Origin of the sequence: Mesorhizobium sp. M0522, from assembly GCF_040321085.1 — a bacterium.
GTDB lineage: Bacteria > Pseudomonadota > Alphaproteobacteria > Rhizobiales > Rhizobiaceae > Mesorhizobium.
Genome location: NZ_JAMYQW010000031.1, coordinates 27,810 through 40,756 on the forward strand (window position 1 = coordinate 27,810; position 12,947 = coordinate 40,756).

At 54.4% G+C, this 12,947-nt stretch carries 8 protein-coding genes; 7 read left to right on the forward strand and 1 reads right to left on the reverse strand.

The window, feature by feature from the left end; genetic code table 11:
- Positions 1-524: 524 nt before the first annotated feature.
- The gene (locus NKI58_RS26450) at positions 525-911 is read left to right on the forward strand and encodes a hypothetical protein (RefSeq protein ID WP_352853941.1); all 387 of its coding nucleotides are present in this window, start codon (positions 525-527) and stop codon (positions 909-911) included.
- Here the strand turns inward: NKI58_RS26450 and tnpA are convergent.
- On the reverse strand, positions 856-1,407 hold the full coding sequence (tnpA, locus tag NKI58_RS35625) for an IS66-like element accessory protein TnpA (protein ID WP_502898845.1): 552 nt from the start codon (positions 1,405-1,407) through the stop codon (positions 856-858). The genes NKI58_RS26450 and tnpA overlap by 56 nt on opposite strands.
- A gap of 1,100 nt (positions 1,408-2,507) precedes the next feature.
- Here tnpA and hsdR point away from each other — a divergent pair.
- The 6 genes from hsdR to NKI58_RS26485 all read left to right on the forward strand — a co-directional run bounded on the left by hsdR (position 2,508) and on the right by NKI58_RS26485 (position 12,683).
- Positions 2,508-5,906: a type I restriction-modification system endonuclease gene (gene hsdR / locus NKI58_RS26460; RefSeq protein WP_352853943.1), complete on the forward strand. Its 3,399-nt coding sequence runs from the start codon at positions 2,508-2,510 to the stop codon at positions 5,904-5,906.
- 23 nt (positions 5,907-5,929) lie between these two features.
- Complete coding sequence (locus NKI58_RS26465) at positions 5,930-7,507, forward strand: class I SAM-dependent DNA methyltransferase (RefSeq protein WP_352853944.1); 1,578 nt, start codon at positions 5,930-5,932, stop codon at positions 7,505-7,507.
- Positions 7,507-9,147, forward strand: coding sequence for a restriction endonuclease subunit S (locus NKI58_RS26470; RefSeq protein WP_352853946.1), 1,641 nt, complete (start codon positions 7,507-7,509; stop codon positions 9,145-9,147). The genes NKI58_RS26465 and NKI58_RS26470 overlap by 1 nt, the downstream gene beginning before the upstream one ends.
- Positions 9,147-10,778: an AAA family ATPase gene (locus NKI58_RS26475; protein ID WP_352853947.1), complete on the forward strand. Its 1,632-nt coding sequence runs from the start codon at positions 9,147-9,149 to the stop codon at positions 10,776-10,778. The genes NKI58_RS26470 and NKI58_RS26475 overlap by 1 nt, the downstream gene beginning before the upstream one ends.
- Complete coding sequence (locus NKI58_RS26480; protein WP_352853948.1) at positions 10,775-11,629, forward strand: HNH endonuclease family protein; 855 nt, start codon at positions 10,775-10,777, stop codon at positions 11,627-11,629. Before NKI58_RS26475 ends, NKI58_RS26480 begins: the two co-directional genes overlap by 4 nt.
- 124 nt (positions 11,630-11,753) lie before the next feature.
- Entirely contained in the window at positions 11,754-12,683 is a 930-nt protein-coding gene (locus NKI58_RS26485; RefSeq protein ID WP_352853950.1) for a DUF5655 domain-containing protein, read from the forward strand.
- Positions 12,684-12,947 lie beyond the last annotated feature (264 nt).

Here is a 12,947-nt window from a genome sequence, read left to right on the forward strand (position 1 = left end):
GTCCGTCTCTGATTTGTGACTTCTGTTGAGAGGTGTTGGGACAACTTTTCTGGGAATATTGCAATGTTGGACAGTGTAGGTACGTATAGCCGTGTAGATATTCATCGTCGAGCAATTTCAGCAACCTGCTGTTTTCGTCAGTGAGTTTCTCGATGAACGCGTCTATATCTCTCCAAATTTGCATAAATCAGGTACCGCGACGTAAGTATTTCGGTTGTAAGCTTAACATTATTCGGAACGGTCTCAATAGTAACATTCTCTCCTGTCGACCCTAATGTCACCCAATCACTCGCCACCGAAAGCCGTCTTGTGCGCGAACGCCTGAGAGATTGTCGTCACCGATAAATAACGGACTTCGATCTGCTTACCGGTTCCCCGATTTTCCGTTTTCATCAGTTTCTCACGTTCACCTTTGACGTTTGGCAGTGCTGCTGACGGCGATCCTCGCAGCTCTCAAAGATATCTCCATGTATTCCAGCCTACCAAACTCGTGTGGAGGGTCTGGTCAATATGAAAGAACCACAATGTCACAAGCAGCCCACGCAATCACACCACGTCAAATCCAGGATCAATATATCGCCTGGTTTGAAAACCTGATCGAACAGTTCACCACCAGGCAGCAAATCGAGGTTCGAGACGTCGAGATGTGCCGCGCCAAGAACGGAGTCTTCATCACGATCTCATTCGATCAAAATGCCATCGGGCAGGGTGACGATGGCAAGCGATGCACTGAGTTGGAGCGGTTCGCAGATATGTTCAATCGTGTGTGCCGGTCGATCGTTGGGAGGAATTTTCACAGGCCTTTATTCAACGGCCAACAGCCACTAGCAATCGGATGCCTGGACGGCAACGGGACTAGATATTGGAAGTCGATGGGCGAGATTGAAAACGTTCATGTTCATTCGATCTGACTGACGACGAATAAGACGGCAGGGAAGTTTCGGGAACTACTTTTCCGATCAACATTGGCTCGCATCGATCACAGGCAGACACTCGGTCCACAACGTCGATGTTCAACGTTTTAAGAGTGTCGATCAGCAAACAGGCACTGTGGTCGGATGCCCTCAGCGCACGGATCACCGCTGCAACCGTCTTCGAATCCGCCCCACGACCCACCCGCATTGCGATGCCGTCGATCTCGAGCTCGATCACACCCGCGTCTCGAGCCGGCTCCCGCTTCCTTGGCTGTGGCCGATGCTTCGCCGCAGGCTTCGGAGGCGCTGCCGTCACCACCGCCGGCACGAACATGGATTCCGATATCGCTGGCTCCCCCATCGGCCGGCGAGCAGCCCGACGCCAGGTGAATAATTGCTGCGGGGAAAGTCCATACCGGCGTGCCACAGCACAAACCGTCTCGCCCGCCTCGTAGCTCTCCGCCACTATCCCGGCGTTTCCTCCGGCGGCCACTCACGCCGCCGACCCGAACCAGTGAAGATCTCCAGCCGACGGATCGGCTCCTCGTCCTTGGACTTAAGCGTAAACTCTGAATCGTCATGCCGAAGCCCTCAAAGGCCTCGAACATCGCCCCTTACATCCACGCGCGAAAGGTGCCGCCGGGACAGCGCTTACTCTGGAAACTGAGTCCCAAAGGAGCACCAGCGCCCCAAAATTTGGCTGCGCCGGCCGCTCGGTGGCGATTTCCGCGCGGCTAACCGGTTAGGAACCGGTAGTTTTCGAATCGACTTTCTGTTTTAAATCAATGGCTTGTCGTGACTTAGTTCCTGTTGGCGCAGGTCTTAGACACCGCTTTTGACACCGGTCCCGGCCTTGAATGATAACGGGAGGGGAACGATAAGCTCGCGCGCGGGCGCGCGGGCGCGCGGTAGCGTGGATTGAACGTGGCGTGTCTCCGACGAGTCAAGGCGGTAAAGGCCTCGCCGTTGTCCGCTAGGGGCGGGATGTACCCAGCCTGTACTCAGCGCCCTTCCTTTGTTTGAGGATTGCAAGGGATCATTCCCATCACTAGATTCAACATCACCTCTGGCCCTGGTTGGCCCCGCCTTCGGAAAGCGGTCACTTCAGCTGGGAACACCCTGAGGCGCGTGCTTGGGCATGCGAAGGTCGAAGGCAGCGCCCTCGATGAGCGGAGCACCTCAGGTTCGAACGGGGTCTAGTGGAAGCGGTTCGAAACCCGGAAACTGGTCCGATGCTGCCATGAAGGCCGGGTAAGTCCGTCGATGGTGCGCTTCACGCAACCCCTAATGGGCTGCGCCGGCGTGGTCCAGAAAGGGCGTCCACAGATGTGGAAACGCACCACTGTGATCATCAGCGTCTAGATTAACTTGGCGGCTTGCCTTCTCGGCGTTGCTGCTATCTCAAGGTCTTGATCTGAACTTACAGGGAGGCGCTGAAAGAAATCTCAGCGCTTTCCTTATGGGCTGGCTTTGCATAGGCGAGAGAGCACGGTCGCCGCTCGTCGCGCTTTCGGTGGTATTAAAGGCGTCCCGCTTTCGATAGTGTCCAGCGAATGCGGAACGCTCTCCAGCCAAGTAGTGGTGCTAACATATATGCGATCGGCAAACTTTGAGTTCTTAGAAGTTTATCACGAGCAGCTGGTACAGCTCGGATATTTCGCCGAACGCTTTTTCGCCGAAGACCCAAACACCTCGTTGATCAAGTCGCGACAGTTCGCGGAACTCATCACCAAAGAAACTGCCGCTAGAACGGCAAACTATGCGTTGGGCGATAGAGAAGCATTCTCAGAACTGCTGCGGCGATTGCGAACTGATCGTGTGATCCCTCAAGAGGTGTTGGAGATCATCCACGCCATCAGAAAGCAGGGGAACACTGCCGTCCACGAATTCACTGGCAGTCACAGCGAAGCGCTGTCAAACTTAAAGCTTGCCCGCGCATTAGCCATTTGGTTCCACAGGACATTCGGCGGCGACCCACGCTTTAAGCCGGGGCCGTTCGTACCGCCACAGTCCCCCAAGAATGACGAAAAATCAGTGCAAGTCGAGCTGCAGCGATTGCGTGACGCAGTGATCAACGCAGAAGCAGAGGCGCGCCAGCACGCCGAAAACAGCGAAGAGCACAAGAAGGCGCTTCAGGCTGTCTCTGAGATCGCGAAGCAAGCGACGGAAGAGAGCAGGATATGGCAGGAACTGGCCGCCGAACAGGAGAGGCAGCAGTCGGTTCTCAATAAACAATTGCGCAAACTGCAGGAGGAAGCGGAAGCGGCGCCAGTTCAAACAACCTTGTCCTTCGTCACCGCCGCCCACAATGCGGGTGATGCAATCGAACTCGATGAGGGTGCGACCCGCGCGCTAGTTGACGTGAAGTTGTCGGAAGCAGGCTGGGAAGTCGACAGCCGACTGATCCGACACGCTGCGGGTTCACGACCTGCGCCAGGAAAAAATAGGGCGATTGCCGAATGGCCGACGAGCTCGGGGCCTGTCGATTATGCCCTATTCGTCGGTCTCAGATGCGTGGCTGTTGTTGAAGCAAAGCGCATCGCTAGGGATGTGCCAGCCGTTCTCGAACAAGCGAAGCGTTATGCTCAAGATGTCATTTTAGATCGAGAATGCGTAGACCCAGAGTCGCCATGGCAGCATGGACTGGAAAAGCCGTTTCAAGTTCCCTTTGCGTTGGCGACCAACGGCAGGCCATACATCCGGCAATTCGCGAACAAATCCGGGATATGGTTTTGGGACGGACGTCGGGAGACCAACCATCCGATTGCGCTTCCTCAATGGTTTTCTCCACAGGATTTAGCCTCGAAGCTGGAGCAAAATCATCAACCGACAGCATACGAGTTGGCCGAAGACACAATCGGCTTTGCGGCGCTGCGTCGGTATCAACAAGCCGCAATAAGCGCTGTCGAAGAAGCGATACAAAATGGCCAACAGCAGATCCTCATCGCCATGGCTACCGGGACTGGCAAGACGCGTACATGCATCGGCCTGATGTACCGACTGCTCAAACAGAAACGGTTCCGACGCATACTGTTCTTGGTGGACCGGACGGCTTTGGGCGAACAGACAACCGATGCGTTGAACACCACTGAAATCGAAGGATTCCTCAATTTCTCGCAAATTTACAAAGTCGCCGGGTTACAAAAGCGGCTGCCCGACAAAGAGGATCAAGTGCACGTTGCAACCGTGCAGTCCTTGGTCGCACGAATTCTGAATGAGGATGATCCAGAAAAGCGGCCAACTCCTGGCATGTATGATTGCATCATCGTTGATGAGGCGCACCGAGGCTACACGCTTGACGCCGAGTTGATCGAGACCGCAAGCAGTTTTCGAAACATTGCCGATTATCTCTCGAAATACCGTCAGGTTCTCGAGTACTTCGACGCGTTCAAGATCGGGCTCACCGCTACGCCAGCAATCCATACAACGGAAATCTTTGGTCGCCCGGTTTTCAGCTATTCCTATCGACGAGCGGTGATTGACGGCTGGTTAGTCGATCACCTTCCGCCCAAACGGATAACAACTGCTCTTTCCGAAGCAGGCATACGGTTCGAAGGCGGCGAAGAGGTGGAGATCATTGATCCGAAAAGCGGACAGATCGACCTGTTTGCCTTGCCAGACATGGTCGAGTTCGAGGTCGAGCAATTCAACAAACGAGTCTACTCGGAGTCATTCAACCGCGTTGTTTGCGAGGCCCTAGCCTCGGAAATTGATATCGACCATCCGGGTAAGACACTGATCTTCGCGGCCCGGGATGACCATGCGGACACTGTGGTACGACTCCTCAAGCAAGCGTTGCAAGCCGAGCACGGGGCGATACCGAATGACATGGTGATGAAAATCACCGGCTCTGTCGACAATACCCAAGACAAGATTCTCCGGTTCCGCAATGACGCCCTCCCCAAATATGTGGTCACCGTTGATCTGCTGACCACTGGGGTCGACATTCCCAAAATCTGCAATTTGGTTTTCCTCAGGCGCGTGAACAGCCGCATTCTCTATGACCAGATGATCGGCCGTGCGACCCGCTTGTGCCGCGATATCGGCAAAGAGCATTTCCGGATTTTCGATGCGGTCGATCTATACGCGCATCTTCAGGAACTGTCGGACATGCGGCCGATCGTGACCCAGCCGAAAGTTCCCCTAAGCGAACTCATCGAAGATCTACGAAGCGCTTCTTCCCCAGATGACCAAAGGTGGATTGCTGACCAGATCATCGTCATTGTCAGGGCAAAAGCCCGCCACCTCGATAAGGGTCAGGCGGCGCTGGTGCAATCCGTGGCAAAGCTTCCAGCCACCGGTCTTGCCGACAAACTCAACAACATGACTCCAGAGGAAATGAAGGCGTGGTTCGCGGCGCATCCGAGCGTCTCGCAAGTTCTTGATGCAAGACCTGCAAGCTCGGGTCGACCGGGCGGGATCATGATTTCCGAGCACCGCGATGAACTGATCAGCGTTGACGACTATTTTGGGAACAATGCCACACCGGAAGATTACATCGACGGGTTCGAGCGGTTCATCAGGCAGAACATGAACACCGTCCCGGCAATTGTGGCCGTGACCCAAAAACCGCGTGACCTGACGCGCAAGGAACTCCGCGATCTGGCTACGCTTCTCGATGACAATGGATACTCCGAAACGAGTCTCCGCACCGCATACGGCCGCGCGCGCAATTCTGACATTGCCGCGCATATCATTGGCTATGTGCGCCAAGCTGCGCTCGGCGACCCTCTAGTCCCTTACGAAACACGCGTGGAAAATGCCCTGCGCAGGATCGAAGGCTCTCGGCCTTGGAACGCGTCACAGAAGCGTTGGCTGAAGCGTATTGGCCGGGCGCTGAAGGAAACGCCTGTCGCTGATGTCGATACGCTCAACGAGGGAGCATTTGCTGGACAGGGCGGCTTCGTTCAGATTCAAAGAGAGTTCGGCGAAGAGCTTGAATCGGCACTTCGCCAAATCAACGAAGCCATTTGGTCGACACCGGCTGCATGAAGCGGTTGCTGAGGGAACGGAAAATGAACGCGAATGACATCGTCGGCAAGCTTTGGCGCTTATGCACGATCCTGCGAAAGGATGGCATTACCTACCAGCAATATGTGACCGAGCTCACATACCTGCTTTTTCTCAAAATGATGAAAGAGCTAGGTAAGGAGGAAGAGGCGAAAAATGACCGGAAGCTCGTCAATATTCCCAAGGGAATGCGCTGGGAAGACCTGTTAAGAGCCAGTGGCATGGAGCAACTCCAGCTTTACCGCGAGATGCTCACTGCGCTCGGAAATCCGCGCTCTCGTGTGTCGAGCAATGGCAAGCTGGTATTGCCCCCAAATGCAGAGGTTGAATCATCGGAGGGGGAGAAGGCCAGGAAGGAATACGAAAAGGCACAGGCGCTACCGCGTACCGTGCAAGCGATCTTCTCCAATTCATCAACCTTCCTCCGCGAACCGGCAAATCTGAGTGAGTTGGTCCACGAGATCGACAAGCTCCACTGGTTCTCGACTGAACGCGACCAGTTTGGCGACCTCTACGAGGGCTTGCTCCAAAAGAACGCGGAAGAGACCAAGCGCGGTGCCGGGCAGTACTTCACGCCCCGCGTCCTGATCGATGCCATCGTCGAGTTGATGAAGCCGCAACCGGGCGAGATCATCCAAGACCCGGCGGCCGGGACGGGTGGATTCTTAATCGCTGCTGACCGGTACATGAAAGCTCGAACGGACGATTATTTCGATCTAGTGCAGAAGGCCCAATATTTCCAGGCTACACAAGCCTTTCATGGCATGGAGAATGTCGCTGGCACTTATCGTCTACTCTTGATGAATCTCTACCTACACGGCATCGATCCGGCCCATGTCGACCTTGGCGATACACTGTCACCCAAAGGCGCGGACATGGAGGCCGCGAAGGTAATCCTCACCAATCCGCCATTTGGGCCATCGGGCGGCAAGCCAACACGCGACGACCTTTCGGTCACCAAGACCGTATCGTCGTATCAACTGCCGTTTGTCGAGCATTGTATCCGTAATCTCCAGCCGGGCGGTCGAGCGGCCATGGTGCTGCCTGACAATGTGCTGTTCGAAGATGGACGAGGAAAGCAGCTGAGGCAGAAGATGATGCGCGAATGCAATGTACACACGATTCTGCGCTTGCCGACCGGAATTTTTTACGCGCAAGGCGTCAAGACCAATGTCGTCTTTCTCCAGCGGGGTACGAAAGACATCGCTCGGCTTAAGGAAGACGAGACCAAGGCGGTCTGGATTTATGACCTGCGCGCGCGAATGCCTCAGTTCGGTAAGACAACGCAGTTCTCGGCGGCTCATCTCCAGAGCTTCATCAAAGCCTATGGCGACGATCCAAATGGGGGGGCAAAGCGCAAGGACGAAGGACCGGAAGGCCGATTCTGCAAATTTAATCGTGACGAGATCGTTGTGCGCGGCGACAATCTCGACATCAAATGGCTAACCGACGCCGAAGATGTGGACGAGGATATGCTGACCGAGCCAGTCGACATCGCGGCAAAGATCGTGGGTCATCTCGGAAACGCTATGGTCGAGATTCAGGCGCTGCAGGACGAGCTGGCAGGCGAGGAGGCGTCCTAATGGCAGAGCTGCCGAGGGGATGGGTGGAAACCAATTTGGGGGAAGTAGTTGAGCCCGTTCAAACTATGCACCCCCTAGAACTAAGCCGCTCTACCTTCCGATACGTCGACATAGGTTCGATCGATAATAAATCAAACCTAATTGTCGAACCGAAAACAGTTTCCGTGGGCGAGGCTCCCTCCCGTGCGCGACGATTGATCCGCTCTGGTGACGTGCTTTTCTCGACCGTAAGGACTTATCTCAAAAATATCGCTATGGTCGACGAGGCGCTCGATGGTGAAATTACATCTACAGGCATCGCAGTTCTTCGAACGAACGGCGGTATCGATCCTCGATACCTGTTCCACTATGTTCGCAGCGACGACTTCATCGCACGAATGAGCCGCAAGCAAGATGGAACACTCTACCCTGCCATTACCGACAAGGATCTCCTGGCAAGCGAGATACCTCTCCCTCCGTTGGCTGAGCAAAGACGCATCGCTGCTAAGGCGGACGGTTTGCTAGCGCGCATCACCAGTTCCCGGGGGGAATTGAACCGGTGTCAGGTGCTTCTGGAAAAAGTGCACGAACAAACGCTTTACGCAGCAGTCTCAGGTGAAATCACTGCGACCTGGCGTCGGGCCGGAAAATTACCTGAACCACAAAGAGTGCGACTGGACGATTTCGTTCGAGATACTTCTTACGGAACTGCTGCTAAGTCCGGGCGAAGTGGTGACATACCCGTATTGCGTATGGGAAACATAAAGAATGGTACACTCGATTGGTCTGATCTGGTCTATACGTCCAATGCGCCTGAGATCAACAAATATGCCCTCGTAGAAGGGGACGTGCTCTTCAATCGAACGAACAGTCCCGAGCTTGTTGGAAAGTCCGCGTACTATGATGGTTCTCGGCAAGCGATATATGCTGGCTACCTAATCCGCATCCGTTGCTCGAAAGAGCTAGACCCACGCTATCTCACCTATTGCCTAAACAGCCCACAAGGCAGGAACTATTCGTGGAAAGTGAAAAGCGACGGCGTAAGCCAATCCAACATTAATGCGAAGAAGTTGCGTGCGTTCGAGTTTGTTCTGCCATCGATCAGAGAGCAGCGAGCAATCGTTCGGCTGCTGGAGCAGAGCCTTAAGCGCGTGAACACAGTCAGAAGGGAGATCGGCCTGGCTGCTGGAGCACTTGAGAGTATCGAGCAGCAAATTCTCACCAAGGCCTTTCGCGGCGAGTTAGTACCCCAAGACCCTAATGACGAGCCGGCGAGCGTGTTGCTGAAACGCATCAATGCGGAACGCTCTGGAGGCAAGCGAATGCGCATTGAGGCAAGCAAGGAAGCATTGCCCCCTGCCAAGAAACCATTCCGAAGCCGCAAACCAAGGACCGAGCCGATGCCGAAGAACCGCGCTGATGACGACGTTTGGCACCAGCCCTATTTGGCTGGGTTGCTGCGCATGGAAACCCTTCTCGAGGACATCGACCTGTCGGCTGAGCTTGGGCATGAAAACGATGCACCGCGCAGCGCGGAAGCGATTGCCCGAGCCCTGTTTAAGAAATCCAGTTTGGAGATCGCCGATTTCTACAAACAGCTCGCATGGGAAATCCAAGCCGGGCACATTCTTGAAATCGACGGAAGGCTGAAGGCAGCCTGATGCGCCTCGACCGCGTTTACATAGACGGGTTTAAGAACCTCAAAGGGTTCGAAATCGACTTCGACGAGGAGCAGCTGACAGCTGTGATTATCGGCCAGAACGGTTCCGGCAAGTCGAACCTCATCGAGGCGATAGCGACAGTCTTCCACGATGTCGATCTCAACCGGAAAACCCGGTTCACCTACGAAGTCGATTATTGGCTCAACGGGCGAAAAATTCGGTTGAGCAACCGGCAAGGACGCGCCAGCATTTTCACTGTAGACAAAACCTCCGATTGGAGTGACGCCACCACGCTTAGTCGCAAGGAATTCGAAACTGGCAAGGATAACTACTTTCCGGCTCTAGTGTTTGGTTACTACTCAGGTACCAGTAGACGTCTTGAAGCGATTTTCGATGATCACCAGAAGAGGTATTACGACAAAATCAAGAGAGAAGATGAATTGGACGCTTGTACGCTGGCAGAAAGAGAGCGGCGTATGTTTTATTGTCGAACAATCCATGGGTCTTTTGCGTTATTGGCATTGCAGGCGAAAACAGAACTGCAGCACGTCGATGTTGCCGACTTTCTTCAGGATAAGCTTGGTATCACAGGTTTCCACTCTGCGCTTGCGGTTTTGAAACAACCATCTTGGTTCGATCCTTCGAAGGAAGGCCGTGGGCGCCGCAGCTTTTCGACGCTTGAAAAGCAAGCAGAAGCACTATGGGGCGCGTTGGGCCCGGCAGGTAAGTTTGTCCGAAGTCTGAAGGAAAATTCTTTCCTACCTATTGCGTTTCAAGCCGATGAGATCGACGACTACCGAAAGAACGCGCGCAAAGAATCCCAGTATGCCTGCTTCATTCGCGATGGCCACGCACTCATTAATTTGGCTGAGCCCTACGATGATCGCGAGCTCTTTACTGCACTTGAAGCAGTGGACATCTCGGATCTGATCCGCCGTTTTGAAGTGTGGGTATCCCGCGGTGACGACAAATCCGGCGACGTCGGTTTCAGTGATCTTTCCGAGGGCGAACGCCAGCTTCTCATGGTGCTCGGGTTAATCCGGATTTGTCGCGGAAGGGACGCGCTCTTTTTGCTAGATGAGCCGGATACTCATTTGAATCCCATTTGGCAGCACACGTACCTCGATCTTATAAGCGAATGGGCAGGTCTCGCGTCTGATGCGCAGAATTTGCACATCGTGCTAACTTCCCACAACCCCCTCACCATCGCGGCTCTAGAAAAGCGGCAGGTTCGTATCCTCAGCCGCGACGACGAAGGCAAGACCACCTCCGCAGAGCCTTATGTGGACCCTCGCGGTATGGGATTTACCGCCACATTGACCGAAATATTTGGGCTGCCCACCACTCTCGATACGGGAACTCAAGAGCTCGTTGATCAGCGTAATGTATTGGCGCGGATCGACAAAAGAACTGAAGCACAGGACGCTAACCTGTTGCAGATCACCGACAAGCTAAATCGGCTGGGTTTCATGCTGGAAGACAGAGAGCCACTCTATCAGGATTTTTTACGTGCTTGGAGCGACGTGAAATATGCAAATCGCCCTCCCATGACACCCGAACAGGCAGACCTCCGCGCACGGGCAATGCGAAACCTTATTACAGAACTTACAAGTGACAAGAGCAAACATTGATCTACGTTAGAATCGACTCCAGTCTCATCCCGGAAAAAATATTAAGGGTAGCTGCGCGTGCTAAGGCAACGCTCGAAGGGTTGCCTGAGGATCAACGCGCGGAATTCATAAAAAAGAAATCGCATATCTGGCGAAGCTTCGCAAAATACTTGCGTAAAATGTCCCACGGAAAGTGCTGGTATTCAGAAAGCGATGATCCGCAATCGTTTTTCGATGTCGATCATTTCCGCCCAAAGCTAGAGGCAATACGTGATTACAAAAATACCGATGGCGGTTACCCTTGGCTAGCTTTCTCCTGGAATAACTTTCGGTATGCAGCCGGACGATCAAACCGCCTAAGCTCCCATGAAGAAACAGACGAGGTTTTTGGGAAAGGGAGTTGGTTTCCACTTGTAGAAGGGAGTCCTACAGCAACTTGGAGTGATCGCTGTATTGGCGACGAAAGACCGCTTTTGCTCGATCCCATAAGTCGAGACGACGCCGATTTGCTAGCGATCGACGTAAAAAACAAAGTCGGTCATATCTCACCGAGCACGCTTTGTGTCGGCAAGACGTCTCTGGCTCGCGTTGAGCGGACTGCCCAGTTGTACGGACTCGACCTACCCAATCTGATCGCCGCGCGCAAACGCGTCATGCGCGAGGTCGCCGACCTATACGACACCCTTCTCGAGCTGCTTGCTGTGGGCACGGCGCACCCCGTCGCAGGCGACATGTTGCCAGTGCATAAGCTAAAGAAATCTATCAAAGAGAAAACCATGCCGAGCTCACGGTTTTCGAAGGCGGCACGAGCCCAACTTTGGTTGTTGCCGGGCGGTGCCGAACTTTGTGCCCAACCAGAAGAGTTCGCATGAGGGATAGGCAATCTAAGGCACAGCTGGTCCGACCGGTGCCGAAGTATCGAATCGGCCGCGGACCGGAGGCCGACCGTCTCATCGATTTCCTTCAAGAAGTCGCTCGAAATTGGGGAGCCGAAGAGTGAGCGACATAAAGCTTTTCCGCACCGACAGTAGTGCCGTAGCCGAACTCCGTGGCAGCGCTGTCACGCTTGAAAGGTCGCTCCAGACCCTTATTGAACGCAATATGGAAGCGTTTCTCGGCGTCCGCTTCCTGGCCACTGAGTTTTCGACAACGAACGGCGGGCGTATGGACTCGCTCGGCATCGACGAGAATGGCTCGCCCGTAATCATCGAATACAAGCGGGCCAGCAACGAAAACATAATCAACCAGGGCTTGTTTTACCTCGACTGGCTAATGGATCATCGGCGCGATTTCGAATGGCTGGTGATGGAACGCTACGGTGCAGATCAGGCGAAAGTGGTCGACTGGGGTACCCCTAGGCTGATCTGCATCGCCGGAGACTTCACCAAATACGACGCCCATGCCGTCAATCAGATGAACCGCAATATCGAACTCGTGCGCTATCGCCGCTTCGGCGAAGAGCTTTTGTTGTTCGAACTTCTGACCTCCGCTTCGGAGCGCTCCACCAGAGAGATTCTAAACGACGGCGAAATCGGTAGCGAGCCGCTGTTGCAGCGTCCTCGTTCCCGACAGAAGACGGTTACACAATATCTCGCGGACGCTGATCAAGGCCTTCTCGACCTCTACGAGGCGATCAAAGCGTATCTGCTTGCGCTCGGCGACGATGTACAAATCAAGACGTTGGACAATTATGTCGCCTTTCGGCGCCTAAAGAACTTCGCCTGTGTCGAGGTGAAGCCCCAGATTAGGCACATCAAGGTTTTCGCCAAGGTCGACCCCGGCAGCATAAAGCTTGAGCCTGGGTTTACGCGCGATGTCCGCAACATCGGTCACTTCGGAACCGGCGATCTCGAAATCATTGTGACTGATACGGCGACATTCGAGAAGGCAAAGACCCTAATGGATCGCAGCTATGATGGCGCTTGATCGGGCGGTCTGCACCTGAGTCGCCGCTATTTACTATGCTCGAAGCTGTCGCTGTGGCGCGGTGAATGTGATTCCTTGCCGCGGTCGCTGCAGTGGACGACCATATCGGTGACCGACTCGGCGTGGGCGGAATGTCAGAGCCAGTCCGCACTAGACGAAGATCGCCATCAGGCCCAGGTCTGCAGGACAAGCGCGGCCGACCGGCGCACCGAAAGGCTGGCGAGAATGCCCTACCAGAATCAAGGTCACATTTCGTCCCGGATT

Bases quoted from the DNA above. Each gene is read 5' to 3' on its own strand.
- NKI58_RS26450 (WP_352853941.1), top strand. From the start codon at position 525: ATGTCACAAGCAGCCCACGCAATCACACCACGTCAAATCCAGGATCAA.
- hsdR (WP_352853943.1), top strand. From the start codon at position 2,508: ATGCGATCGGCAAACTTTGAGTTCTTAGAAGTTTATCACGAGCAGCTG.
- NKI58_RS26465 (WP_352853944.1), top strand. From the start codon at position 5,930: ATGAACGCGAATGACATCGTCGGCAAGCTTTGGCGCTTATGCACGATC.
- NKI58_RS26470 (WP_352853946.1), top strand. From the start codon at position 7,507: ATGGCAGAGCTGCCGAGGGGATGGGTGGAAACCAATTTGGGGGAAGTA.
- NKI58_RS26475 (WP_352853947.1), top strand. From the start codon at position 9,147: ATGCGCCTCGACCGCGTTTACATAGACGGGTTTAAGAACCTCAAAGGG.